Below are 24,792 nucleotides of genomic sequence, written 5' to 3' on the forward strand. Positions count from 1 at the left end.
AGGTCGCGCCGGTGGCCCGACGGCGAAGCCGAGCGCGCTCGTCGCCGCCCAACGGTGTTGTCGAGCACCACGGTCACCTGGGCCAGGCAGAGCACGGCCAGGAGCCACCAGCGGTACCGCAGGACGGCCGGCGCGACCGGGGCCGCGAGGACGCTCATCGGGCGTACGGCGCGAGGGGGTTGGTCAGCGTCCCGACGAACTGGAGCGCCGCCGACGGGTCCGCCAGGTCGACCATCTGCTGGTTGTTGCGCAGTTGCAGCCGGTTGAGGCAGGAAAGCGCGAACTCCGGGGCGAACAGGTCGTGCCGGCCGGCCAGGTGCGGCACCGACTCCGTGTAGGCGCGGACGCACCTGGCCACGGTCCGCCAGAAGGTCTCCTCGTCGAGGATCCCCTCGGTGGCGAGGATCGCGTTGAGGTGGCGCAGGAACGAGTCGAACACGTCGGTGAAGACGCAGAGCACCTTCTCGTCCTCGGGCACGGCGGCGCGGATCCGGCGCACCGCCTCCGGCAGGTCGGCCGCCGGGTCCATCACCACGATCTCCTCGGCGATGTCCTTGAAGATCACCCGCTCCACCACGTCGCCGTGGAGCACCAGGATGACGTTCTCGCCGTGCGGCATGAACGCCAGGTCGTACGCGTGCAGCGCGTGCAGCACCGGCACCAGGTAGGCGTCCAGATAGCGGCGCAGCCAGTCGGCCGGGTCCAGCCCGGAGCCGGCGATGAGGGTACCGGCGAACGAGCGACCGGCGCGGTCGACGTGCAGCAGCGACGCCATGGTGGCCAGTCGCCGGCCCGGCTGGAGCCCGGGCACGGGGCTCTCCCGCCAGAGCGCGGCGAGCATCTTCCGGTAGGGCGAGTACCGGTCGGTGGCCGCCTCGAACTGCCGGTGCCGGTAGCCGATGGCGGCCCGCTCGCGGATGATCGACAACCCGGTACGCGCGAACACCGGGTCGGCGGCGATCAGGCCGGCCAGCCAGTCGTTGATGGCCGGGGTGTGCTCCATGTACGCGGCGGACAGCCCGCGCATGAAGCCCATGTTGAGCACCGACAGCGCGGTCTTCACGTAGTGCCGGTTCGGGTCGGTGACGTTGAAGAAGGTGCGCACCGACTGCTGGGCCAGGTGCTCGTCCGGCCCCTCCCCGAGCGGCACCAGGTGCCGGCGGGCCACCTCGCCGGCGAAGGTGACCGCCAGCTTGTGCCACCACTGCCACGGGTGCACGGGCAGCAGCAGGTAGTCGCCCGGGTCGAGGCCGAGCCCGGTGAGGGTGCGGGCGAACCCGGCCAGGGTCTCGTCGCCGAGTTCGGCCCGGACGTGGGTGTCGTAGTCCAGGTCGGCGGCGCAGGTGAACATGGTGTGGTCGCGGTGGGCGGCGAGCCAGAGCAGCCGGACCGGCCGGCCGGCCTCCGGGGCGTACCGGTGGTGGTCGTGCACGCCCCAGCCGATCCGGCCGCTGTTGGCCACGAAGCACGGGTGGCCCTCGGTCATCGCCGTCTCGATCTGCTGGAAGTCGGCATCGACCAGCTCGGCTGCCGTCGGCTCGGGCCGGGCCAGCTTGTAGGCGAGCCCGGCCAGCGTGGAGGTGATCTCCTCCAGGTAGACCGGCAGGACGGCCTCGGTGAGGCCGAGGGCGCCGCGCAGCTCCAGGCAGAGGTCGACCGCGTCCAGCGGCGCCTCCCGCCCGTCGACGTGCCGGGTCAGGCCGGCGGGGTCGATCCACCAGTGGTTCAGGCTGAGCCGCCGGGCGGCGAAGCGGTACTCGACGGCGCCGTCGTCGTCGCGTACCCGGTAGTGGCCGGAGCCCAGGGGCTCGGGGGTGATGAGCCGTTCGTGGGCGAACTCGGCCAGGGCCTTGCGGACCAGCCGGCGGTTGGCGGCGGCCCAGAGGTCGGGGGTGAGGTGGTCGACGGCGGCGGAGGGGGTGGTCACGCGGCGTACCTCTCAACGGGTGGCGAGGAACTGCTCTCGGGTGCAGACGCTGAGCAGGGCGGTCTTCTCGGGCTTGGCGATCGGGCCGACGACGCGGAAGCCGACGGCCGCGTTCAACGCGTGCACGGCGGTGTTGCGCACGTCGGGTTCGACCACCACCCGGCGGGTGGCCGGATCGGCGAAGAGCCAGTCCAGCACCGTGGTGATCACGGCGAGGGTGAAGCCGTGCACGGGCGTCTCGGCGGGCGCGCAGAGGAAGTGCATCCCGACGTCGCCCTCGGCCGCGTCGTAGAGGCCGGCCAGCTCGACCCGGGCCGGGTCGTAGCGCTCGGCCAGGAACGCGGGCCGGCCCCGCCAGCACCCGAGGTACGCTTCGTGGTGCGGGTTCTTGGCGATCCGCCGGTACTCCTCGGTCACCCGGGCCACGTCGGCGTCCTGCATCATCCAGAACACCGCCTTCGGGTGGGTGACCCAGCCGTGCAGCAGCGCGGCGTCAGCGTCCGGGCCGAGCGGGCGGAGGCTGAACTCACCGAGGCGCGGGTCGACCCGGCGGTACGGGGCCGCAGTCACGAGGCCACCCCGGCCGGCGCGCCGAACTCCTGGAAGGCGATGCTCTTCTCGATCGGGTAGTGCTCGCGGCCGGTCAGCTCGCGGATGATCCACGAGTTGCGGTAGGGGCCCATGCCCAGGTCGGGCGAGGTGACGCTGTGGGTGTGGGTGCCGGCGTTCTGGAGGAAGACGCCGCGCCCCGTGTGGTCGACGCTGTAGTTGCGGGCCACGTCGAAGCGCCCGTGGCCGTCGAAGCGGAGTCGGTCGCGGATCGGGTCGAGGAAGGCGGGCACCCGGTAGCGGTAGCCGGTGGCCAGCACCAGCCCCTCCGTCTCCAGGGCGAAGTCGCGGCCCTGCTCGACGTGGCGCAACCCCAGCGTGTACGTCCCGCGCGCCGGGTCGTACGCGGCGTCGGTCAGCTCGGTGTTGGTGAGCAGGCGGGTGGGCACCGGACCGCCGACGCTCTTCACGTAGAGCAGGTCGAAGATCGCGTTGATCAGCTCGGCGTCGATGCCCTTGAACAGCCCCTTCTGATCCGCCTCGAGGCGGTAGCGGGTGGGCTCGGGCAGGGCGTGGAAGTAGTCCACGTAGTCCGGGGAGGTCATCTCCAGGGTGAGCTTCGTGTATTCGAGCGGGAAGAAGCGCGGCGAGCGGGTGACCCAGTTCAGCCGGTAGCCGTGGGTGCCCATGTCGGCGAGCAGGTCGTGGTAGATCTCGGCGGCGCTCTGCCCGCTGCCGACCACGGTGATGCTCCGCTTGCCGCGCAACGCCGCCCGGTGCTCCCGGTACCGCGAGTTGTGGATCATGTCGCCGCCCAGCCCCGCGCAGGCCGGTGGGACGTGTGGCGGGGTGCCGGTGCCGAGCACCAGCCGGCGGGCCCGGTGGGTGACCTCGCGGCCGCCGACCCGGGCGTGCACCACGTACCGGTCGTCCGTGGGGTCGTGCTCGACGGCGGTGACCTCGTGTCCGAACCGGACGCTCGGCAGCCTCGCGGCGGCCCACCGGCAGTACGCGTCGAACTCGCTGCGCAGCGGAAAGAAGCTCTCCCGGATGTAGAACGGGTAGAGCCGGCCGGTCTCCTTGAGGTAGCTGAGGAAGGAGTACGGCGAGGTCGGGTCGGCCAGCGTGACCAGGTCGGCGAGGAACGGCGTCTGCAGGTGGGCGGTCTCCAGCAGCATGCCGGGATGCCAGTCGACGTCGTCGCGGGCCTCCAGGAAGAGGCCGTCGAGGTCGGCGATCGGGGCGGTCAGGCAGGCCAGGCCGAGGTTGTACGGGCCCAGCCCGACGGCGATGAAGTCGTGGGTCGACATGGGTTCTCCAGGGCGGGCGGTCAGCCGACCGGGCAGGTCAGCTCGTCGGCGGTGCGGGTGCGGGCGTACCAGCCGGCGTGTCCGGCGATCAGGTCGAGGACCGCGGCGACGTCGTCCCCGGTGGTCTCGGGGTTGAGCAGGGTGAACTTCAGGTGGTGGGCGTCGTCGACCCGGGTGCCGGCGACGAGCGCGGCGCCGGAGGCGGCGAGCGCCTCGCGGGCGTACAGGTTGGCGTCGTCCACGAGGTCGGCGGCCAGGCCGGCGGGGCGCCAGCGGAACACCAGGGTGCTCAGCGCCGGCCGGGTCACCACCTCGAAGCGTGGGTCGGCGTCGAGCAGGCGCCAGGCCTCGCCGGCCCGGTCGACCACCTCGTCGAAGAGCGCGCCGACCGCGTCCGCGCCCATGATCCGGAGGGTGAGCCAGAGCTTCAGGGCGTCGAAGCGGCGGGTGGTCTGGAGGCTCTTGTCGACCTGGTTGGGGATGCGCTGCTCGACGGCGCGCGCCGGGTTCAGGTAGTCGGCGTGCCAGGTGGCGTGCCGCAGCGTCCGGCCGTCGCGCACGAGCACGGCGCTGGAGCTGACCGGCTGGAAGAAGGACTTGTGGTAGTCGACGGTCACCGAGTCGGCCCGCTCGATGCCGTCGAGCAGGTGCCGGCGGGTCGGTGAGACCAGCAGCCCGCACCCGTACGCGGCGTCGACGTGCAGCCACACGCCGGCCGCCGCGCAGATGTCGGCGACCTGCGGCAGCGGGTCGATGCTGCCGAAGTCGGTGGTGCCGGCGGTCGCGACGACGGCCATCACCAGCAGCCCGTCCGCCCGGCAGCGGGCGATCTCGCGGGCGAGCGCGTCGGGGCGCATCCGCCGCTGCGCGTCGGTGTCGACGGTGCGCACCGCGTCCGGGCCGAGGCCGAGCAGGCGGGCCGCCTTCTGCACGCTGAAGTGGCCGGCGGCCGAGGTGAGCACCCGGAGCCGGGACAGCGCCTCGGGTCCGGGGCGCAGGCCGGCGCGCATCCGGGCCTCCTCCCGGGCCAGCAGCAGCGCCTGAAGGTTGGAGTGCGTCCCGCCGCTGGTGAACACCCCGTCGGCGGCGGCTCCGAGCCCGATCCGCCCGGCCGTCCAGTCGATGAGCCGGCGCTCGATGAGCGTGCCGCCGGCGCTCTGGTCCCAGGTGTCCAGCGAGGAGTTGACCGCGCTGAGCACCGCCTCGCCGAGCAGCGCCGGGATCACGACCGGGCAGTTCAGGTGGGCCAGGTAGCGGGGATGGTGGAAGTAGACGGCGTCGCGCAGGTAGACGTCGTGCAGTTCGTCGAGGGCCGCGCCGGGGTCGCCGAGCGGCCGGTCGAGGTCGACGGCCGCGACGCGCGGGGCGAGGTCGTCCGGGCCGATCCCGGTGAACGGCCGGTCCGCGGTCGCCACCCGGTGGGCCACCCGCTCGATGCCCTCGGCCAGCACGGCGCGGTAGCGGTCCAGCGAGCGGGCGGTGAACAGGTGATCCCGGGCGGCGGCCGGGCCGGCGCCGGCCGAGGGGGCCGGAACGGTTGCTCCGGGCAGGCTCATGGGCAGTCCTCAGTGGTCGGAATCGGACACGGCGGCGACGTGCGAGGGCACGGGCGGTCCGGAGTTGATCGCAGTTTAGGTTAGCCTAACCTAACTTGCCAGGTCGACAGCTCGGGTGACGTAGAGCGTGGTCAGCGCGCCCAGGCGGCCGGTCACCGGGCGCTCCAGTAGCCCAGCGAGGTCACCTGGCGCTTCCCCACACCCAGGGTGCGGCGCAGGTGCCGGGTGATGTCCCGGGTGCTCGCCGCCTCGGCGGCCACCCAGTAGTGCGCGTCGCCGGCGGCCGGCAGCGCGTCCCGGACGGTCTGCACCAGGCTCTCGCCGTCGGCGCCGCGCGGGATCCAGGTGACCTCGTGGTGATCCCGGGCGCGCGGCGCCAGCGCCCGCTCGCCGTCGTGGGCGTACTCCAGCCAGACCGTGGCCGGCACCTCGGCGGCGGCGTCGAGCAGGCTGTTCACCGCCGGCAGCGAGGCGGCGTCGCCGACCAGGTAGAGGTGGTGCGGGGCGGGCTCGGGCAGGGCGAACCCGCTGCCCTGCATCGTGGCCTCGATGGTGTCGCCGGCGGACGCGGCCTCGGCCCAGCGGGCCGCGCACCCGTCATGCAGGGCGAACTCCAGGTGGAACCGGCCGGTGGCGGGATCGGGGTCGACCAGGGTGTACGCCCGCTGGTGCGGCTTGCCGTCGTTGTCGAACCAGAGCCGGATCCACATGGTCGGGTGCACGCCGCAGGCGTCCAGCAGGCCGCCGCCGTCCAACAACAGTCGCCGGTACCGGTCGCCGACCGGCTCGGTGTCGAGCACGGTGAGCGGGAAGTTCCGCCCGCCCATGGCCCGGAGCACCAGTGCTTCCCAGTTCCGCTTCACCCTGACCCCTCCAGTAAGGTTTGCCTTAGTTAGGGGAGGGTAACCTAAGTTGATGTTCACGATGTGGCCGGCCGATGACGTGTCCGCGACGGCCCGCCCGTGACCGGCATCCGGCGTGACGCCTGGGGTGTACCCCAGCTGTGGGGGAACACCGTCGACGAACTGGCCCGGCTCCAGGGCCGGGCGGCCGCGCTGGACCGGGCCTGGCAGATCGAGGTCGAACGCTGGCGCGCCGAGGGCCGGCTGGCCGAACACCTCGGCCCCGCCGAGCTGGGCTGGGACCGGTTCGCCCGGCGGGCCCGCCTCGCCGACACCGCCGCCCGCTGCTTCCGGCGGCTCTCCCCCGCCACCAGGCGCTGGGTCACCGCGTACGCCGACGGGGTGAACACCGGGCTCGCCGAGGGCGCGGCGGGCGGACCCGAGTTCGCGGCGACCGGCTGTGCCCCCGGCCGGTGGCGGCCGTGGTCGCCGCTGGGCGTCTTCCTGGTCCAGCACATCCTCTTCGGCACCTTCCCCAACAAGCTCTGGCGGGCCCACGTCGAGGCCACCCTGGGCCCGGCGGTGAGCGGCCTGTTCGCGGTCGAGGGAGCGGGCGGCTCGGGCAGCAACGCCTGGGTGGTGCCCGGCGACCCGGCCGCCGGTCGCGGGCCGGTGCTGGCCGGCGACCCGCACCGGGTGCTGGAGCTGCCCGGCATCTACCAGCAGGTCCGGCTGGCCTGCCCCGAGTTCGACGTGCTCGGGTTCGCCTTCCCCGGCGTGCCGGGACTGCCGCACTTCGGCCACGCCGGCGAGGTGGCCTGGGCGGTCACCAACGCGATGGCCGACTACCAGGACGTCTACCGCGAACGGCTGCGCCGCGAGGGCGGGCGGGTGCTGGTCCGGGACGCCGACGGCTGGTTGCCCGCGCGCCACCACGTCGAGCGGATCCGGGTGCGCGGCGCCGCCCCCGAGCGCGTCGAGGTGATCGAGACCCCGCGCGGTCCGGTGGTCGACCACGACCGGCACACCGGTGAGGCACTGAGCCTGCGGGTCCCCGCCCGGGTCGAGGCGGACCTCGGCTTCGACGCGCTGCTGCCGCTGCTGCGGGCGCGGACCGCGGACGACGTCACCGAGGCACTGCGCGGCTGGGTCGAGCCGGTCAACAGCGTGCTGGTGGCCGACCGGCACGGCGGCGTACGCCAGCTCGTCGCCGGGCTGGTGCCGCTGCGCGACGACCGCTGCCGGTGGGTGCCGGTGCCCGGCTGGGAGCCGCGCTACCGGTGGTCCGGCCGGTACGCCGAGACCAAGCCGGTCGACGTGGCCGGGATCGCGGTGTGCGCCAACGACCGCCGCGACGACGTGGCCGACCTCGGGATCGACTTCGCGCCCCCGCACCGCGCCGCCCGGATCGGGGACCTGCTCGCCGCGGGTGTGCCGTCGGACGCCGTGCACGTCGACACCCGGCTGGCGGCCGGCCCGCTGCGGGCGGTGCTCGACCGGCTCGACCCGGCGGCACTCGACCCGGCCACGCGGGCACTGCGACGACGGCTGCTCGCCTGGGACGGCCGGATGACCGCCGACAGCACCGACGCGGGCGCCTGGGCCGCCTGGCGGACCGCGCTGGTCCGCCGGCTGCACGACCACCCCCGGCTGCGCCCGCTGCGCACCCCCGGCCGGTACGACGAACTGTTCGCGCCGTGGACCGACCCCCTCGCGCGGCTCGGCCACGCCCTCGACGGGCTGGTCAGCGGGGCGGACCGGCTCGGGGTGGACGTCGACGCGGCCGCCGCGGCGGCGCTGGCCGAGGTCGCGGCGGCCGGGCCGGTCCCGGCCTGGGGCACGCGGCACCGGCTGCACCCCGTGCACCTCGGCGCGGCGCCCGAGGTCGACGCCGCCGCGGCCGCGATGCGCGACCGGGTCGCCCTCGGTGGCGACACCGACTGCGTGCTGGCCACCTCCAGCATCCCCGGGGTCTCCGACGCCTGCCGGCGCGGCCCGGTGGCCCGCTACGTCTGGGACCTCACCGACCGCTCTCGCAGCCGCTGGGTGGTGCCGTTCGGCGCGTCCGGCCGCCCGGGCGACCCGCACTTCGACGACCAACTGCCGCGCTGGGCGGCCGGCGAGCTGATCCCGGTGCCCGGCGCGGACCTCACGCGAGAAGGAGACCCGTCATGACGTACCAGGAGAAGCTGCCCGACCTCGGCGAGCTGCGGCTCGTCCCGGTCGATCCGGCGGCGGACGCGGCGCTGCTGCACGGCTGGGTGACCCAGCCGTGGGCCCGGTTCTGGGGCATGGGCGGGCACACCGAGGCGGAGGTGCGGGAGGTCTACGTGTTCCTCGACCGGCTGGCCACGCACCACGCGTACCTGATCAGTCTGGACGGCACGCCGGTCGGCCTGTTCCAGACCTACCGGCCCGAGGCCGACCCGGTCGGCGAGCGCTACCCGGTACGCGCCGGCGACGTCGGGATGCACCTGCTGATCGCGCCCGGCCGGCAGCTCCCGGGCCTCACCTCGGCGGTCGGGCCGGCCCTGGCGCGCTTCCTCTTCACCGACCCGACGCGACTGCGCATCGTCGTCGAGCCGGACGTGCGCAACGAGCGCGCGCTGCGCCGGTTGGAGCGGGAGGGCTTCACCTTCGCCGCCGAGATCGAGATGCCGGACAAGCGGGCCCAGCTCGCCTTCCTCAGCCGCGAGCGGTTCGAGGCCGACCACCCGGCCTGACGACGGCAGCGCCCGCCCGGCACGGGGCCGGGCGGGCGCGGACGGTCGGTCGGCTCAGGCGGCCAGGTACTTCTCCAGGTCGTCCAGGATCTTGTTGGCGGCGCCGACGCCGATGCCGGTCATCCAGATCTCGTCGGAGACCACGTGCGCCTTGCCGGCCTGCACCGCGGACAGGCCCTTCCAGAGGCTGCCGGCCGTGACCTTCGCCTGCTCGGCGGCGGCCTTCTCGCCGTACGCGGTCACGAAGACCACGTCGCCGTCGACCTCGTTGACCCGCTCGGCGCTGACCAGGTCGAAGCGCTTGTCCTCCTTGCCCTCCAGCAGCTGCCGCTGGGGGCGGCCCAGGCCGGTGTCACCGATCACGATGCCGGAGAACGAGTCCGGGCCGTAGACCCGGATGTTGCCCGGGATGAAGCGCACGATGGACACCTTCCGCGACGAGGCGTCGCCGAGCTTCGCGCCGAAGTCCTTGGCCCGCTTCTCGTACGCGGCCAGCAGGTCCTTGGCCTGCTGCTCCCTGCCGAGCGCCTGGCCGTCGAGGAGGAAGTTCTCCTTCCAGGTGATGCCCACCTTCTCCGTGAACACGGTCGGGGCGATGGCGGACAGCTCGTCGTAGAACTTCTCCTGGCGGAACTTGCTGCCGAGGATCAGGTCCGGCTTGAGCGCGTTGATCGCCTCCAGGTCGGGCTCGGTGAGCACCCCGACCTCCTTGATGCCGGCGAGCTTGTCCTCGCCGAAGTAGGTGGGCCAGCTCTTCGCCTCGCCGGCGGTGGCCGCGCCGACCGGGGTGACGCCCAGCGACAGCGCGGTGTCGATCTTGTCGGTGTCGAGCACCACCACGCGCTTCGGCTCGGCGGGCACCTTGGTGGTGCCCATCGCGTGGGTGATCTCCCGGGTCTCCCCGGCGCTGGTGCCGGCGACGGGATCGCTCTCCCCGCAGGCGGTGAGGCCCACGCCGAGGGCGAGGGCCGCGGTGAGAGCGGCGGCGAGACGACGCATCAAGAGGGTCCTTTCAGTGACGGGTACGGGCCGGCGCGCGGTCAGGCGTCGCCGGCGGAGGCGCCGGCCGGGGCCGGCGTGGCGGCCGGAGCGGCCGTGGTGTGGGTGAGGGCGGGCACCACGAGCGGTGCGCCGGTGACCGGGCAGGGCACGACCACGCAGTCCAGCCCGAAGACGTCGCGGACCAGGTCGGCGGTGAGGATCTCGCGCGGCGGGCCGGCCGCGACCACCGCGCCGGCGCGCATGGCGACCAGGTGGTCGGCGTAGCGGGCGGCCTGGTTGAGATCGTGCAGCACGGCGACGACGGTCCGGCCGCGCTCGGCGCGCAGCCGGTGCAGCAGGTCCAGCACCTCGACCTGGTGCGCCAGGTCGAGGAAGGTGGTCGGCTCGTCCAGCAGCAGCGCCTCGGTGTCCTGGGCCAGGGTCATGGCGATCCAGACCCGCTGCCGCTGCCCGCCGGAGAGCGTGTCGACCGGCCGGTCGGCGAGCTCGGCCACGTCGGCCATCGCCATGGCCTCCTCGACGGCCCGGCCGTCCTCCGCGGACCACTGCCGCCACCACCGCTGGTAGGGCTGGCGGCCCCGGCCGACCAGGTCGGCCACGGTGATCCCCTCGGGCACCAGCGGGCTCTGCGGCAGCACGCCGAGCCGCCGGGCCACCTCGCGGGTGGGCAGGTCACGGATCGCCGTGCCGTCGAGCAGCACCGCGCCGCGGCGCGGGGTGAGCAACCGGGCCATGGTGCGCAGCAGGGTGGACTTGCCGCACGCGTTCGGGCCGACGATCACCGTGAACGCGTCGGCGGGCAGGTCGAGGTCCAGCCCGTCCAGCACGGTCCGGGCCTCGTAGCCGACGACCAGGTCGCGGGTGGACAGCATGGCGGTCACGACCGCCTCCCTCGGGTCCGCAGCAGCAGGAAGATCAGGTAGGGGCCGCCGATCGCCGCCGTGAGCACGCCGGCCGGGAGCTGGGTGGGGGCGAACAGCCGGCGGCCCGCCAGGTCGGCCAGCACCAGCAGCAGCGCCCCGAGCAGGGCGGCGCAGAGCAGCGGCGGCCGCTCCGCGCGGACCAGCCGCCGGGCCACCTGCGGGGCGACCAGCGCCACGAAGTCCACGGCGCCGACCTGGGCGGTGACAGTGGCGGCGGCCAGCACGCCGGTGGCGGCCAGCACGACCCGGCGGGCCACCGGGCGCAACCCGATGCCGCGGGCCGTGTCGTCGTCCAGCGCGGTGCTGCGCAGCGCCCAGCCGGCCCAGAGCAGCACGGGCAGCAGCGCAGCGAGCGTACCGGCGATCCAGGCCGCCTCGGTCCAGCCCTTGCCGGCCAGGGTGCCGATCAGCCAGAGCTGGGCGCGCAGCCCGTCGATCGGGTCGGCGGAGAGCATGACGACCTCGGTCAGCGCCCGGAGCGCGAACGCCACCGCCACGCCGGCCAGCACGAACCGCTGCGCGGCCAGGCCGTGCCGCGCGCCGAGGGCGAAGACCAGGACGGCCGCCACCAGGCCGCCGAGCAGCGCGGCCGGCGCCACCAGAACCGCTGCCGCGCCGCTGGTCAGCGCCACCGTGGCGGCCAGGCCCGCGCCCTGGGTGACGCCGATGACGTCGGGGCTGGCGAGCGGGTTGCGGGCCACACTCTGGATGAGGGTGCCGGCCACGCCGAAGGCCGCCCCGGCCAGCGCCGCGAGCACCGCGCGGGGCAGCCGCAGGTCGAGCACCACGAGGTCGTACGGGGTGCCGGCGCCGGAGAGCGCGCGCAGCACGTCGACCGGTGCCACGTAGGGCGTACCGAGCGAGAGACTGAGCACCACGGCGGCGGCGAGCAGCACGAGCAGCACGCCCGCGACCACCACCGGCCGCCGGCGCACCGGCACATGGAGCGGCCCGACCCGCAGCAGCGACCGCCCGGGCAGGGCGGTGGAGGAGGCGGTCATGCGGTCACGACCTTGGCGCGGCGGACCAGGAAGGCGAGCAGCGGGGCGCCGACCAGGGCGGTGATGATGCCGGCCGGGATCTCGCCGGGCGGGGCGACCAGCCGGCCGGCCACGTCGGCCCCGAGCACCAGAGCCGGCCCGAGCAGCCCGGCGACCAGCAGGGTCCACCGGTGGTCGGCGCCGACCAGGGCCCGGGCCAGGTGCGGCACGGCCAGCCCGACGAAGGCGATCGGCCCGGCGGCGGCCACCGCGGCGCCGGTGAGCAGCACCCCGCCGACCCCGGCGGCGAGGCGGACCAGGGCGATCCGGTGGCCGAGGCCGCGGGCGACGTCGTCGCCGAGCGCGAGCGCGTCCAGCCCGCGGGCGGCCAGCGCCGCGAGGGCCGTGCCGGCGAGGACGAACGGGAGCACCTGCCCGGCGACGCCGACGTCCCGGCCGGTGAGGCCGCCGACCACCCAGAACCGGTACTCCTCGAAGGTGCGGGCGTCGATGCTGAGCAGCGCGTACACGACGGCGCCGAGACCGGCGTCGAGCGCCGCGCCGACCAGCGCGAGGGTGACCGGGCTGGCGCCCTCGCGGGTGCGGTTGGCGACGGCGAAGACCAGCAGCCCGGCGAGCAGCGCGCCGGCGATGCCGAACCAGACGTACCCGGTGAGCGTGCTCACGCCGAAGACGGCGATGGCCAGCACCACCCCGAGGGACGCCCCGGCGCTGACCCCGAGGATGCGCGGCTCGGCGAGCGGGTTGCGGGTGACGGCCTGGAAGAGCACCCCGGCCAGGGCCAGGGCGACCCCGACGACCAGCCCCAGGGCGGTGCGTGGCAGCCGCAGCTCGCGGACCACGGTGGTGGCGTCGCCGCCGTCCGGTGAGACCAGGGCGTGCCACACCTGGTCGACGGGGAGGTGGCGGCTGCCGAGCGCCAGGCTGGCCAGCAGCGCGACGACGAGGAGGAGCGCCGCCGCCAGGGTGACCGCGAGGCGGCGGGTCGCGCCGCGGCGGGTGGGGGCGTCGGCCCGGGCGGGCCGGACGGCGACGGTGGTCACAGGGGTTGCTCGCCTCTCGGATTAGGTACGCCTTACCTTAACCGAGCTGGTTAGGCACGCCTAACTCGGCTTTGTCGATGTGCGGCTTGCAGCTCCGCCGGGGGGAGGCGGCAGGGTGGGCGGCATGGACGGTGCGACGCACTACTCGATCGGCGACCTGGCCCGGCGGACCGGGTTGCCGGTGAAGACGATCCGCTTCTGGTCCGACCGCGGGATCGTGCCGCCGACCGGCCGCGGCCCGACCGGGCACCGCCGCTACGGCACCGCCGCGCTGGCCCGCCTGGAGCTGGTCCGGACCCTGCGTGAGCTGGGCGTCGACCTGCCGACGGTGCGCCGGGTGGTGGAGCGGGAGGTCGGGCTGCCCGAGGTCGCCGCGGCGCACGCCGACGCGCTGGCCACCCAGATCCGGGTGCTGCGCCTGCGCCGCGCCGTGCTGACCGTGGTGGCCCGGCGCGGGTCCACCGCCGCCCAGGCCGAACTCCTGCACCGGCTGGCCGGGCTCGCCGAGGCGGAGCGGCGGCGGCTGGTCGACGGGTTCCTGGACGGGGCGTTCGGCGGCCTGACCGATCCGTCGTTCCCGGGGATCCGCCGGTCGCTCACCCCCGAGCTGCCCGACGACCCGAGCGACGAGCAGGTCGAGGCCTGGGTGGAGCTGGCCGAGCTGACCCTGGACCCGGACTTCCGGGCCGGCCTGCGGCGGCTGGCGGAGCAGCACGCGGCCGACCGGGCGGGCGGGCCGGGTGTCCGGCGCGACGCGGTCGCCGTGGTCCGGGAGGAGGTCATGCCGGCGCTGGCGGACGGCGTCGACCCGGCCTCGCCCCGGGCCGACGGCGTCGTCGCGGCGGCCATCGGCCGGTACGCGCGGCTCTGCGGCCGCCCGGACGACGCCGACCTGCGGCGGCGGTTGCTGGACCGGCTGGAGGCCGCCGACGATCCGCGCCGGGAGCGCTACCTGCGCCTGCTCTCGGTGGTCAACGGCTGGCCACCGGCGGAGAGCCTGGCCCCGGTGCTCGACTGGTCGATCCGGGCGCTGCGGGCCCGGCAGCCCCTACCCTGAGGGCATGCGATTCGACCAGCACACCGTGGTGCTCCTGGTCCGGCCGGACGACGCGCCCGACCTGCCTCAGGACGCGCTCGACCGGCTCCAGGACGCGCACCTGGCCCACCAGGCCGGGCTGGTGGAGCAGGGCGCCGTGCTCGCGGCCGGGCCGTTCCTCGGCGGCGACGACGAGCGGATCCGCGGGATCGCCGTGCTCTCGGTCGACCCGCAGATGGCCCGCGAGCTCTACGCCAACGACCCCGCCGTCCGCGCCGGGCGGCTGGAGGCGCAGGTGCTGAGCTGGATGGTGCCGGAGGGCAACGTCCGCTTCGAGCAGGTGCCGGTGCCCCGCTCGATGCTGGAGGCCGCCGCAGGCGACTGACCGCCCGTGATCGGTGTGCGGGGTCGTCAGTCCTCGGCCGCCTGGCGGCTGCCCGGCACCACGGGCATCGGCCACACGCCGGTGCGCGGCGGTCCGGCCGGGACCTCGACCTGGTGGTCCGACCAGACGTACGTCTCGGGCAGCAGGTCGGTCACGGGGACCGCGCGCAGGGCGTCCGGGGGGCCGACGATCACCCGGATCGACGGGAAGTAGTCGAGGAGCACCTGCCGGCACCGGCCGCAGGGCGGGATGACACCCCGCCCCCGGTCCCCCACCGCGACGATGGTCTCCAGGTCTCCCGCGCCCTGGGTGGCGGCGGCGCCGACGGCCACCACCTCGGCACACGGGCCGCCGGTGAAGTGGTAGACGTTCACGCCGGTGAAGATCCGGCCGTCGGTGGTGCGCGCGGCAGCCGCCACGGTGTGGTTCTCGCTGCGGCAGCGCAGCTTCGCGACAGCGGTGGCGGCCTGCACCAGCGCCCGGTCGGTGTCCCGCATGATCATCCCGTCCGTCGTCGACCTCGGCTCGGCGGAAACTCTATCCGGGCCCCCGCCGCCGACCGGTGAGGGCGCGCGGGCGGCGGCGGCCGCCGGTAACCCGGGAGCGCTCGGCCGGGCGCCTGCCTATCCTTGGCGTCGACATGCAGAATCCAGCCGTACCCGCCGCACCCGAGACCGTCCGCGACCTGCACCGCCGCCTCCCCGCCCTGATGTTCCGCGACCAGCGCCGGCTCCAGCGCCGGCTGGACGGGGTGCGGAAGCTGCGCGACCCGCAGCGGCGGGAGTCGGCGCTCGCCGAGATCGCGGCCGAGGTGGCCCGGGCCGAGGCACGGCTGGCCGCCCGGCGGGCCGCCGTGCCGGCGATCACCTATCCGGCGCAGCTGCCGGTCAGCGAGCGCAAGGACGACATCGCCGCCGCCATCCGCGACCACCAGGTGGTGATCGTGGCCGGCGAGACGGGCTCCGGCAAGACCACCCAGCTGCCCAAGATCTGCCTGGAGCTGGGCCGCGGCGTCACCGGGCTGATCGGCCACACCCAGCCGCGCCGGCTCGCGGCGCGGACGGTGGCGGACCGGATCGCCGAGGAGCTGGGCACCGAGCTGGGCGACGTGGTCGGCTACAAGGTGCGCTTCACCGACCAGGTCGGCGACAACAGCCTGGTCAAGCTGATGACCGACGGCATCCTGCTGGCCGAGTTGCAGACCGACCGGATGCTGCGCCAGTACGACACCTTGATCATCGACGAGGCGCACGAGCGCAGCCTCAACATCGACTTCATCCTCGGCTACCTCCGGCAGCTCCTCCCCCGCCGCCCCGACCTCAAGGTGGTCATCACCTCGGCGACCATCGAGACCGACCGGTTCGCGAAGCACTTCGCCGACGCCGAGGGCAACCCCGCGCCGGTGGTCGAGGTGTCCGGCCGGACCTATCCGGTGGAGGTGCGCTACCGGCCGCTGGTCGAGGTCACCGAGGCCGAGGAGGAGGACGAGGCCGACGAGGAGAACGTCCGGGACCAGATCCAGGCCATCGGCGACGCGGTCGAGGAACTGGCCGCCGAGGGCCCCGGCGACATCCTCGTCTTCCTCAGCGGCGAACGGGAGATCCGGGACACCGCCGACGCGCTCGGCAAGCTCGTGCAGAAGAAACGGTCACTGCTCGGCACCGAGATCCTCCCCCTCTACGCCCGGCTGTCGACGGCCGAGCAGCACCGGGTCTTCGCCCCGCACGCCGGGCGCCGGGTGGTGCTCGCCACCAACGTCGCGGAGACCTCGCTGACCGTCCCCGGCATCAAGTACGTGGTGGACCCCGGCACGGCCCGGATCTCCCGCTACTCCAGCCGGCTCAAGGTGCAGCGGCTGCCGATCGAGCCGGTCTCCCAGGCGTCGGCCAACCAGCGCAAGGGGCGCTGCGGGCGCACCTCGGACGGCATCTGCATCCGCCTCTACGACGAGCAGGACTTCGAGAACCGGCCCGAGTTCACCGACCCGGAGATCCTGCGCACCAACCTGGCCTCGGTCATCCTCCAGATGACCTCGATCGGGCTGGGCGACGTCGCCGCGTTCCCGTTCATCGACCCGCCGGACCGGCGCAACGTCACCGACGGCGTCAACCTGCTGCACGAGCTGGGCGCGCTGGACCCGGCCGAGACCGACCCGGCGAAGCGGCTTACCACGCTCGGCCGCCGGCTGGCCCAGCTCCCGGTCGACCCCCGCCTGGCCCGGATGGTCGTGGAGGGTGAGCGCAACGGCTGTGCCACCGAGGTGATCGTGATCGCCGCCGCGCTCTCCATCCAGGACCCGCGCGAGCGGCCGGTGGACAAGCAGGCCCAGGCCGACCAGGCGCACGCCCGGTTCGCCGACAAGGAGTCGGACTTCGTCGCGTACCTGAACCTGTGGCGCTACCTGCGCGAGCAGCAGCGGGAGCTGTCCTCCAGCGCCTTCCGGCGGATGTGCAAGGCCGAGTACCTGAACTACCTGCGGGTACGCGAGTGGCAGGACATCGTCAGCCAGCTGCGCCAGGTGCTGCGTACCTCGGACAAGGGCGACGGCCGGCGCGGGGCCGGCGCGGACCTGCCCGAGGAGATCGACACCCCGAAGGTGCACCAGTCCCTGCTGCCCGGCCTGCTCTCCCACCTCGGGCTCAAGGACGCGCAGAAGCACGAGTACCTGGGGGCGCGCGGTGCGAAGTTCGCGGTCTTCCCGGGCTCGGCCCTGTTCAGGAAGCCGCCCCGCTGGGTGATGGCCGCCGAGCTGGTGGAGACCTCGCGACTCTGGGGCCGGGTGGCCGGCCGGGTCGAGCCCGAGTGGGTCGAACCGCTCGCCCAGCACCTCGTGAAGCGCAGCTACAGCGAGCCGCACTGGGAGAAGAAGCAGGCCGCCGTGATGGCCTACGAGAAGGTCACCCTGTACGGCATCCCGATCGTCACCTCCCGCAAGGTCAATTTCGGCCGGATCGACCCGGCGTTGAGCCGCGAGCTGTTCATCCGGCACGCCCTCGTGGAGGGCGACTGGCAGACCCACCACCAGTTCTGGCGGGACAACCAGCGGCTGCTGACCGAGGTGGAGGAGCTGGAGAACCGGGCCCGGCGGCGGGACATCCTGGTCGACGACGAGACGATCTTCCACTTCTACGACCAGCGGATCCCCGCCGACGTGGTCTCCGGCCGGCACTTCGACACCTGGTGGAAGAAGACCCGCCGGGAGCAGCCGGAGCTGCTGACCTTCACCCGCGAGCTGCTGATCAATTCCGGGCGCGGCGGCGTCGACGAGAGCGACTACCCGGACGAGTGGCGGGCCGACGGCGTCGCCCTGCCGCTCACCTACACCTTCGACCCGGGCACGCCGACCGACGGCGTCACCGTGGACATCCCGCTGCCGCTGCTGAACCAGGTGCCCGCGGAGAGCTTCGACTGGCAGGTGCCCGGCCTGCGCGAGGAACTGGTGATCGCGCTGATCCGGTCGCTGCCGAAGTCGATCCGGCGCAACTTCGTGCCGGTGCCGGACTACGCCCGGGCGGCGCTTGCGCAGATGCCGGCCGGCGAGGAGCCGCTGCTCGACGCGCTGGCCCGGCAGCTGCGCCGGATGACCGGGGTGACCGTGCCGCCGGACGCCTGGGACCTCAGCAGGCTGCCGCCGCACCTGCGGGTCACCTTCCGGGTGCTCGGCGAGGACGACAAGCCGGTCGCCGAGGGCAAGGACCTGCCGGCCCTGCAACGCGAGCTGCGCCAGGAGGTACGCCAGGTCGTCGCCGCCGCCGCGCCGGACGTGGCCCGCACCGGACTGACCGGCTGGGACATCGGCACCCTGCCGCGCACCATCGAGCAGGTCCGCGCCGGCTACGCGGTGACCGCGTACCCGGCCCTCGTCGACGAGGGCACGACCGTCGGGGTGAAGGTGTTCGACTCCCCCGCCGAGCAGGAGGCCGCGCACTGGGCCGGCACCCGCCGGCTGCTCCGGCTGGCCGTGCCCTCCCCGGCCAAGTTCCTCCAGGGACGGCTCAGCAACGAGGCCAAGCTGGCGCTGTCCCGCAACCCGCACGGCGGGGTGCCGGCGCTGATCGAGGACGCGGCCGGCGCGGCCATCGACAAGCTCATGGCGGACGCGGGCGGTCCGGCCTGGGACGCCGACGGCTTCGCCGCGCTGCGGGAGCGGGTCCGCGCCGACCTGGTCGACACCGTGGTCGAGGTGATGGGCCGGGTACGGCAGGTGCTGGCCGCCGCGTACGCCGTCGAGCAGCGGCTGGGCGCCACGAGGAACCTGGCCGTGGTGGCCGCCCTGGCCGACATCCGCAACCAGCTCGGCGGCCTGGTGCACAAGGGCTTCATCACCGAGGCCGGGTACGCCCGCCTGCCCGACCTGCTGCGCTACCTGACCGCGATCGAACGGCGGCTGGACCGGCTGCCGGGCAACCCGCAGCGGGACAAGTCCCAGCAGGACCGGGTTGCCGTGGTGCAGAAGGAGTACCAGGACATGCTGGCCGCGCTGCCGCCGGCGAGGCGGCAGTCCGTGGCGGTCCGGCAGATCCGCTGGATGATCGAGGAACTGCGGGTGAACGTGTTCGCGCAGGCGCTCGGCACCCCGTACCCGGTGTCGGAGCAGCGGATCTACCGGGCCATGGACGACGCCGAGGGCCGCTGACCGTCGGCCCGTCCCGCCGGCGCGACCGTCGGGGCGGGCCGGGGGCCGCGCAGCACCCGGAGCGCGACGCGGGGGGCGAGCAGCCGCGCGGGCGGGTCGATCAGGTTGAGCACTTTCAGGAACGCGGCACCGAGGGCGGGGTCGCCGGTGGCGGCGGCGTGCAGCCGGTGGACGTACGCGTTGACGAACCGCACGGCGGGGGTGCGCCGGCCGGTCACCCCGGGGAACCGCAGGTCGGAGCCGACGGAGATCGACCACGGTCCGTCGATGACGCGGGCCGCGCGGCGGAAGAACCGCCGGGCCAGCCGGTCGTCGCCGCGGCGCAGCAGCGTGCGCAGCAGGTGCGCCTCCAGCGCGGCCACCGTGATGCCCTGGCCGTACACGGGGTTGAAGCTGCACAGGGCGTCGCCCATCACCAGGTAGCCGGCGGGGAACCGGCGCAGCCGTTCGTACCGGCGGCGCACGCTGGCCGGGAAGCGCATCCGGGCCGGCTCGCCCGCCGGGGTGGCGGTGCGCAGCAGCTCCGCGATCTGCGGGGCGGGAAGCGTGGCGGCGAAGGCGGTCATGCCCCGGTCGTCGGTGGGTGGCTGCTCGCCGAGCATGCCGCTGAGCGCCACGGCGAACCGGTTCCCCTCCTGCGGCGCGACGATCCCGCCCCTGGGTTGGCCGGGCATGGCGTTGGCGAGCGCGCCGAGCAGCCCGTCGAGCTGGCCCGGCTCGCGCCGGTAGCTCCGGGTCACGTAGGTCACCCCGACGTCGACGCGGTCCTCGGCGGCGGGCCGGTAGCCCAGGCCGGTGAGCCACCGGGGACTGCGGCTCCCCCGTCCGCCGGTGTCCACCACGAGGTCCGCGGCGAGCGCCCCGGCCGCGCCGTCGCCGAGCCGGGTACGGACGCCGGTGACCCGCCGGTGGTCGTCGGTGGCGGTCAGGCCGGTCACCTCGACCTCCGTGACGATCCGCACCCCCGGCAGCGCGGTGACCCGCTCGCGGACGGCGTCCTCCAGCAGTGGCCGGCTCATCCCGAACGCGTGCAGCGTCGACGGCGCCCGGCGCATCCGGTGCCCGTCGTTGTACCAGTGCACCTCGCCGTGCAGGTCCACCGCCGGGGCTCCCCGGCCGGACAGGTCCGCGCCGAGGCCGGGGAACAGCTCCTCCAGCACCTGCCGGCCGCGGGCCAGCAACACGTGCAGCTGGCGGCCCTGGGGGACGCCGCGGCGGGCGGCCGGCCCGGTCGGGAGGCGGTCGCGGTCCAGCAGGACCACCTCGGCGTACGTCTCGCTCAGCGCCCGGGCGGCCAGCAGGCCACCGATGCTCGCCCCGACCACGACGGCCCGTCCGGCAACTGCCATGGCATCGAGCGTAGGGAGGCGGCCCCGGCTCACGCCTCTTCGAGGATGCGCAGTCCCGGGCCTACAGCGGCTCCACGCCGGCGGGCAACTGGTCGGCGGCGGTGGCGTCGTGCACGTACTCCAGCAGGATGCGGCGCAGCTCGCGGCCGGCGTGGGTGGGCACCACGTCGCGGCGGCGGGCGACCGCGATGGTCCGGCGGACGCCGGGCGGGGCGAGCCGGGTGACCCGGATGCCGGGCCGGCGGGTGACCGCGATGCCGGGCACCAGGGCCGCGCCGAGCCCGGCCTCGACGAAGCTGAGCACGGCGTCCAGTTCCCCTCCGTCGACCGAGAGGGTCGGCTCGAAGCCGGCCTCCCGGCACGCCTGGAGGGTGGCGTCGCGCAGGTCGTAGCCCTGGCGGAACATCACCAGGGGCTGGTCGCGCAGGTCGGTGATGCGCACCTCGCCCCGCTCGGCGGCGGCCGGCAGCGGGTCGACCGAGGCGACCACCAGGCTCTCCCGCAGGATCGGGTCGGCGCGCAGGCCCGGGTCGGTGCCGGCCGAGGGCATGATGATCAGCGCCAGGTCCAGGTCGCCGCGGAGCAGGTCGCGGACCAGGTCCTGCGAGCCGCCCTCCTCCACCCGCAGGTCGACGGTGGGGTGGGCGTCGCGGAACCGGCGCAGCACCGGGGGCGCCAGCGAGGTGGCCAGGCTGGGCGTGGCGCCGAGCCGGACCCGGCCCCGGCGCAGCCCGACCAGCTCCTGCACCTCGCGGGTGGCGGTGTCCACGTCGGCGAGGATCCGCTTGGCCAGCGGCAGCAGCACCTCACCGGCCGCGGTGAGGGCGATGTTGCCCCTTACCCGCTCGAAGAGCGGGGCCCCCAGGTCGGTCTCCAGCGCGTGAATTTGCTTACTCAAGGAGGGCTGTGTGATGCCCACCAGGTCGGCAGCTTGGGTGAAATGTCGTACTTCTGCGACCGCGACGAAGTACCGGAGCTGATGGAGCTGCATCTCTATAGCTTATGGCTATCAAGACTACGAGGTCGATGCATTGGACGACTGATCAAACTGCTCCTAGCGTCGGTCTCGTGGTAATCACGAAAACTCGGTCGCCCATCCGCTCCAATGTCGGCCTGAAGGCCGTCATGGCGGTGACGGGCATCATCCTGGTGCTGTTCCTGATCGCGCACATGCTCGGCAACCTGAAGATCTTCACGGGCGAGACCTCGTTCGACCACTACGCGCACTGGCTCCGAGAGATCGGGACGCCGCTGCTGCCGTCGACCTGGTACCTGTGGATCCAGCGCACCGTGCTCGCCGTGGCCGTCGTGGCGCACATCGTCTCGGCCACCGTGCTCGCCGTGCGCGCCCGGGCCGCCCGCCCGGTGGCGTACGCGCACCGCAGGAAGATCCACGTGAACTACGCGGCCCGGACGATGCGCTGGGGTGGTGTGATCATCCTGCTCTTCGTGATCTACCACATCCTGGACCTGACCACCGGTCACCTGAACCCGCAGGGCGACCCGGCCAACCCGTACGGGAACGTGGTCCAGGACTTCGCGGCGGACCGCTGGTACGTCACGCTCTTCTACACCCTGGCGATCGTCACGCTCGGCTTCCACCTGAGGCACGGCGCCTTCAGCGCGTTCCGCAGCCTCGGCCAGCAGACCCCGAAGGGCGAGCGCCGGGCGCGCTCCGCGGCCCTCGTCTTCGCCGTCGCGCTCTGCGCCGGCTACCTGGTGGTCCCGTTCGCCGTACTCACCGGATTGGTGGCCTGACATGGATCTCTTCACCACCGGCGACCCGATCGCCGACACCAAGGCTCCGGACGGCCCCATCGAGACCCGCTGGGACCGCCACCGGTTCGAGATGAAGCTGGTCAACCCGGCCAACCGCCGGAAGCTGACCGTGATCGTGGTCGGCACCGGCCTGGCCGGCGGCTCCGCCGCGGCGACCCTGGCCGAGCAGGGCTACCACGTGAAGTCCTACTGCTACCAGGACAGCCCGCGCCGGGCCCACTCGATCGCGGCGCAGGGCGGCATCAACGCCGCCAAGAACTACCGCAACGACGGCGACTCGGTGCACCGGCTCTTCTACGACACCGTCAAGGGTGGCGACTTCCGCTCCCGCGAGTCGAACGTGCACCGGCTGGCCGAGGTCTCGGTCAACATCATCGACCAGTGCGTCGCCCAGGGTGTCCCGTTCGCCCGCGAGTACGGCGGCCTCCTCGACACCCGCTCCTTCGGCGGCGCGCAGGTGCAGCGCACCTTCTACGCCCGGGGCCAGACGGGCCAGCAGCTGCTGCTCGGCGCGTACCAGGCGCTCGAGCGGCAGATCGGCCTGGGCAACGTGGAGATGAACGCCCGGCACGAGATGCTCGAACTGGTGATCGTCGACGGCCGGGCCCGCGGCATCGTGGTCCGCGACCTGGTCACCGGCGAGATCAGCACCGAGATGGCCGACGCGGTCGTGCTCGCCTCCGGCGGCTACGGCAACGTCTTCTACCTCTCCACCAACGCCAAGGGCTGCAACGTCACCGCCTCCTGGCGGGCGCACCGCAAGGGCGCGTACTTCGCGAACCCCTGCTACACGCAGATCCACCCGACCTGCATCCCGGTCTCCGGCGACCACCAGTCGAAGCTGACCCTGATGAGCGAGTCGCTGCGCAACGACGGCCGGGTGTGGGTGCCCAAGGCCAAGGGCGACACCCGCAGCCCGAAGGACATCCCCGAGGACGAGCGGGACTACTACCTGGAGCGGATCTACCCCTCCTTCGGCAACCTGGTCCCCCGGGACATCGCCTCCCGCGCCGCCAAGAACGTCTGCGACGAGGGCCGCGGCGTCGGCCCGGGCGGTCTCGGCGTCTACCTCGACTTCGCCGACGCGATCAACCGGCTCGGCCGCAAGGCCATCGAGGCGAAGTACGGCAACCTCTTCGAGATGTACGAGCGGATCACCGGCGAGGACCCGTACGAGGTCCCGATGCGGATCTACCCCGCCGTGCACTACACGATGGGCGGCCTCTGGGTCGACTACGACCTCCAGTCGACCATCCCGGGCCTGTTCGTGATCGGCGAGGCGAACTTCTCCGACCACGGCGCGAACCGGCTCGGCGCCTCGGCGCTGATGCAGGGCCTGGCCGACGGCTACTTCGTGCTGCCGAACACCATCGCGAACTACCTGGCCTCCGGGGCGCTGGAGAAGGTCGACGCCAGCCACCCCGAGGCGGTGGCCGCGCGGACCGAGGTCGAGGAGCGGCTCCAGCGGCTGCTCGCGATCAACGGTGACCGCACGGTGGACTCGTTCCACCGGGAGCTGGGCCAGATCATGTGGGAGCACTGCGGCATGGAGCGCTCCGAGGCCGGGCTGCGCAAGGCGATCGACGAGATCCGCACCCTGCGCGACGAGTTCTGGCAGCGGGTCCGCGTGCCGGGCGACGGCGAGGGGCTCAACCAGTCGCTGGAGAAGGCCGGCCGGGTGGCCGACTTCTTCGAGCTGGCCGAGCTCATGTGCATCGACGCCCTGCACCGCGAGGAGTCCTGCGGCGGCCACTTCCGGGCCGAGCACCAGACCCCCGACGGTGAGGCGCAGCGCGACGACGACCGGTTCTCCTACGTCGCGGCGTGGGAGTACACCGGCGCCGGCCAGCCCGTGCTGCACAAGGAAGACCTGACCTTCGAATACGTCCACCCCACGCAGCGGAGCTACAAGTGAACCTGACCCTGCGCATCTGGCGCCAGAAGGGCCCCGAGGACAAGGGTCAGATGGTGACCTACCCGGTGCAGGACGTGTCCCCGGACATGTCCTTCCTGGAGATGCTCGACGTGCTCAACGAGCGGCTGATCCTCGACGGCGAGGAGCCGGTCGCGTTCGACCACGACTGCCGCGAGGGCATCTGCGGCATGTGCAGCCTCATGATCAACGGTGAGGCGCACGGCCCGCAGCGCGGCACCACCGCCTGCCAGCTGCACATGCGGCAGTTCTCCGACGGCGACACGATCGACATCGAGCCGTGGCGCGCCCGGGCCTTCCCGGTCGTCAAGGACCTCGTGGTCAACCGCAACGCCTTCGACCAGATCATCGCCGCCGGCGGGTACGTCACCGCGCCGACCGGCAGCGCCCCGGAGGCCCACTCCACGCCGGTGGCCAAGGCGAACGCGGACGCCGCCTTCGAGTCGGCCGCCTGCATCGGCTGCGGCGCCTGCGTGGCGGCCTGCCCGAACGGCTCCGGCATGCTGTTCACCGCCGCCAAGATCACCCAGCTCTCGCTGCTGCCGCAGGGCCAGCCCGAGCGGTACACCCGGGTGATCGGCATGGTGGACGCGCACGATGAGGCCGGCTTCGGCGGCTGCACCAACATCGGCGAGTGCGCGGCGGCCTGCCCGAAGGGCATCCCGCTGAACACCATCGGCCGGCTCAACCGGGACTACCTCAAGGCGACGTCCAAGCGCGCCGGCACCCCGGGGTCCTGAGCCCCGCCGTCCGACCCACGCGACCGCCGCGCCCCGCACCCGGGGCGCGGCGGTCGCC

At 73.8% G+C, this 24,792-nt stretch carries 20 protein-coding genes; 8 read left to right on the forward strand and 12 right to left on the reverse strand.

Annotation, left to right across the window (positions count from 1 at the left end):
* Window positions 1-154: 154 nt before the first annotated feature.
* The 5 genes from ABZW14_RS18260 to ABZW14_RS18280 all read right to left on the reverse strand — a co-directional run bounded on the left by ABZW14_RS18260 (window position 155) and on the right by ABZW14_RS18280 (window position 6,205).
* Window positions 155-1,927: an IucA/IucC family siderophore biosynthesis protein gene (locus ABZW14_RS18260; protein ID WP_355347448.1), complete on the reverse strand. Its 1,773-nt coding sequence runs from the start codon at window positions 1,925-1,927 to the stop codon at window positions 155-157.
* Window positions 1,928-1,939: 12 nt separating this feature from the next.
* A complete protein-coding gene (locus ABZW14_RS18265; protein ID WP_355347451.1) occupies window positions 1,940-2,497 on the reverse strand; it encodes a GNAT family N-acetyltransferase in 558 nt (185 codons plus the stop codon).
* Window positions 2,494-3,786, reverse strand: coding sequence for a SidA/IucD/PvdA family monooxygenase (locus tag ABZW14_RS18270; RefSeq protein WP_355347454.1), 1,293 nt, complete (start codon window positions 3,784-3,786; stop codon window positions 2,494-2,496). The genes ABZW14_RS18265 and ABZW14_RS18270 overlap by 4 nt, the downstream gene beginning before the upstream one ends.
* 20 nt (window positions 3,787-3,806) lie before the next feature.
* Window positions 3,807-5,342: an aspartate aminotransferase family protein gene (locus tag ABZW14_RS18275; protein ID WP_355347457.1), complete on the reverse strand. Its 1,536-nt coding sequence runs from the start codon at window positions 5,340-5,342 to the stop codon at window positions 3,807-3,809.
* A 152-nt stretch (window positions 5,343-5,494) separates the two neighbouring features.
* Window positions 5,495-6,205: a siderophore-interacting protein gene (locus ABZW14_RS18280; RefSeq protein WP_355347460.1), complete on the reverse strand. Its 711-nt coding sequence runs from the start codon at window positions 6,203-6,205 to the stop codon at window positions 5,495-5,497.
* Window positions 6,206-6,304: 99 nt separating this feature from the next.
* On the opposite strand from ABZW14_RS18280, the gene ABZW14_RS18285 reads away from it, so the two are divergent.
* Entirely contained in the window at window positions 6,305-8,359 is a 2,055-nt protein-coding gene (locus ABZW14_RS18285; RefSeq protein ID WP_355347463.1) for a penicillin acylase family protein, read from the forward strand.
* A complete protein-coding gene (locus ABZW14_RS18290; RefSeq protein ID WP_355347466.1) occupies window positions 8,356-8,907 on the forward strand; it encodes a GNAT family N-acetyltransferase in 552 nt (183 codons plus the stop codon). The genes ABZW14_RS18285 and ABZW14_RS18290 overlap by 4 nt, the downstream gene beginning before the upstream one ends.
* Before the next feature lie 54 nt (window positions 8,908-8,961).
* Here the strand turns inward: ABZW14_RS18290 and ABZW14_RS18295 are convergent, their stop codons facing one another.
* Genes ABZW14_RS18295 through ABZW14_RS18310 form a run of 4 tightly spaced genes read right to left on the reverse strand, consistent with a single transcriptional unit; the run spans window position 8,962 to window position 12,876 of the window.
* Entirely contained in the window at window positions 8,962-9,906 is a 945-nt protein-coding gene (locus ABZW14_RS18295) for an iron-siderophore ABC transporter substrate-binding protein (protein WP_355347469.1), read from the reverse strand.
* Window positions 9,907-9,947: 41 nt separating this feature from the next.
* Window positions 9,948-10,781, reverse strand: a complete 834-nt coding sequence (locus ABZW14_RS18300; protein WP_355347710.1) for an ABC transporter ATP-binding protein — start codon at window positions 10,779-10,781, stop codon at window positions 9,948-9,950.
* 5 nt (window positions 10,782-10,786) lie between these two features.
* Entirely contained in the window at window positions 10,787-11,833 is a 1,047-nt protein-coding gene (locus ABZW14_RS18305; RefSeq protein ID WP_355347472.1) for an iron ABC transporter permease, read from the reverse strand.
* Window positions 11,830-12,876, reverse strand: coding sequence for an iron ABC transporter permease (locus tag ABZW14_RS18310; RefSeq protein WP_355347475.1), 1,047 nt, complete (start codon window positions 12,874-12,876; stop codon window positions 11,830-11,832). Before ABZW14_RS18310 ends, ABZW14_RS18305 begins: the two co-directional genes overlap by 4 nt.
* 124 nt (window positions 12,877-13,000) lie before the next feature.
* On the opposite strand from ABZW14_RS18310, the gene ABZW14_RS18315 reads away from it, so the two are divergent.
* On the forward strand, window positions 13,001-13,933 hold the full coding sequence (locus ABZW14_RS18315; RefSeq protein ID WP_355347478.1) for a MerR family transcriptional regulator: 933 nt from the start codon (window positions 13,001-13,003) through the stop codon (window positions 13,931-13,933).
* 4 nt (window positions 13,934-13,937) lie between these two features.
* The gene (locus ABZW14_RS18320) at window positions 13,938-14,297 is read left to right on the forward strand and encodes a YciI family protein (RefSeq protein WP_355347481.1); all 360 of its coding nucleotides are present in this window, start codon (window positions 13,938-13,940) and stop codon (window positions 14,295-14,297) included.
* A gap of 26 nt (window positions 14,298-14,323) precedes the next feature.
* Here the strand turns inward: ABZW14_RS18320 and ABZW14_RS18325 are convergent, their stop codons facing one another.
* Entirely contained in the window at window positions 14,324-14,794 is a 471-nt protein-coding gene (locus tag ABZW14_RS18325; RefSeq protein WP_355347484.1) for a cytidine deaminase, read from the reverse strand.
* Between the two features lie 143 nt (window positions 14,795-14,937).
* Between ABZW14_RS18325 and hrpA the strand changes: the two genes are divergently transcribed.
* Window positions 14,938-18,933, forward strand: coding sequence for an ATP-dependent RNA helicase HrpA (gene hrpA / locus ABZW14_RS18330; RefSeq protein ID WP_355347486.1), 3,996 nt, complete (start codon window positions 14,938-14,940; stop codon window positions 18,931-18,933).
* Here hrpA and ABZW14_RS18335 read toward each other — a convergent pair.
* Both ABZW14_RS18335 and ABZW14_RS18340 read right to left on the reverse strand, forming a co-directional pair.
* On the reverse strand, window positions 18,900-20,282 hold the full coding sequence (locus ABZW14_RS18335; RefSeq protein WP_355347489.1) for an FAD-dependent monooxygenase: 1,383 nt from the start codon (window positions 20,280-20,282) through the stop codon (window positions 18,900-18,902). The two genes, hrpA and ABZW14_RS18335, sit on opposite strands and share 34 nt — an antisense overlap.
* Window positions 20,283-20,343: 61 nt before the next feature.
* On the reverse strand, window positions 20,344-21,279 hold the full coding sequence (locus ABZW14_RS18340) for a LysR family transcriptional regulator (protein WP_355347713.1): 936 nt from the start codon (window positions 21,277-21,279) through the stop codon (window positions 20,344-20,346).
* 29 nt (window positions 21,280-21,308) lie between these two features.
* Here ABZW14_RS18340 and ABZW14_RS18345 point away from each other — a divergent pair, with 29 nt between their 5' ends.
* The 3 genes from ABZW14_RS18345 to ABZW14_RS18355 are packed head-to-tail and all read left to right on the forward strand — an operon-like array spanning window position 21,309 to window position 24,734.
* Window positions 21,309-22,040, forward strand: coding sequence for a succinate dehydrogenase cytochrome b subunit (locus tag ABZW14_RS18345; protein WP_355347491.1), 732 nt, complete (start codon window positions 21,309-21,311; stop codon window positions 22,038-22,040).
* 1 nt (window position 22,041) lies between these two features.
* Window positions 22,042-23,976, forward strand: a complete 1,935-nt coding sequence (locus ABZW14_RS18350; RefSeq protein ID WP_355347494.1) for a fumarate reductase/succinate dehydrogenase flavoprotein subunit — start codon at window positions 22,042-22,044, stop codon at window positions 23,974-23,976.
* Window positions 23,973-24,734, forward strand: a complete 762-nt coding sequence (locus tag ABZW14_RS18355) for a succinate dehydrogenase/fumarate reductase iron-sulfur subunit (RefSeq protein WP_355347497.1) — start codon at window positions 23,973-23,975, stop codon at window positions 24,732-24,734. Before ABZW14_RS18350 ends, ABZW14_RS18355 begins: the two co-directional genes overlap by 4 nt.
* Window positions 24,735-24,792 lie beyond the last annotated feature (58 nt).

The organism is Micromonospora sp. NPDC004551 (genome assembly GCF_040609975.1).
GTDB lineage: Bacteria > Actinomycetota > Actinomycetes > Mycobacteriales > Micromonosporaceae > Micromonospora.

Coding starts and splice junctions, on each gene's coding strand:
- ABZW14_RS18270 (WP_355347454.1), bottom strand. CDS start 3,786: ATGTCGACCCACGACTTCATCGCCGTCGGGCTGGGCCCGTACAACCTC.
- ABZW14_RS18275 (WP_355347457.1), bottom strand. CDS start 5,342: ATGAGCCTGCCCGGAGCAACCGTTCCGGCCCCCTCGGCCGGCGCCGGC.
- ABZW14_RS18290 (WP_355347466.1), top strand. CDS start 8,356: ATGACGTACCAGGAGAAGCTGCCCGACCTCGGCGAGCTGCGGCTCGTC.
- ABZW14_RS18295 (WP_355347469.1), bottom strand. CDS start 9,906: ATGCGTCGTCTCGCCGCCGCTCTCACCGCGGCCCTCGCCCTCGGCGTG.
- ABZW14_RS18300 (WP_355347710.1), bottom strand. CDS start 10,781: ATGCTGTCCACCCGCGACCTGGTCGTCGGCTACGAGGCCCGGACCGTG.
- ABZW14_RS18305 (WP_355347472.1), bottom strand. CDS start 11,833: ATGACCGCCTCCTCCACCGCCCTGCCCGGGCGGTCGCTGCTGCGGGTC.
- ABZW14_RS18315 (WP_355347478.1), top strand. CDS start 13,001: ATGGACGGTGCGACGCACTACTCGATCGGCGACCTGGCCCGGCGGACC.
- ABZW14_RS18320 (WP_355347481.1), top strand. CDS start 13,938: ATGCGATTCGACCAGCACACCGTGGTGCTCCTGGTCCGGCCGGACGAC.
- ABZW14_RS18325 (WP_355347484.1), bottom strand. CDS start 14,794: ATGCGGGACACCGACCGGGCGCTGGTGCAGGCCGCCACCGCTGTCGCG.
- hrpA (WP_355347486.1), top strand. CDS start 14,938: ATGCAGAATCCAGCCGTACCCGCCGCACCCGAGACCGTCCGCGACCTG.
- ABZW14_RS18335 (WP_355347489.1), bottom strand. CDS start 20,282: ATGGCAGTTGCCGGACGGGCCGTCGTGGTCGGGGCGAGCATCGGTGGC.
- ABZW14_RS18345 (WP_355347491.1), top strand. CDS start 21,309: ATGCATTGGACGACTGATCAAACTGCTCCTAGCGTCGGTCTCGTGGTA.
- ABZW14_RS18350 (WP_355347494.1), top strand. CDS start 22,042: ATGGATCTCTTCACCACCGGCGACCCGATCGCCGACACCAAGGCTCCG.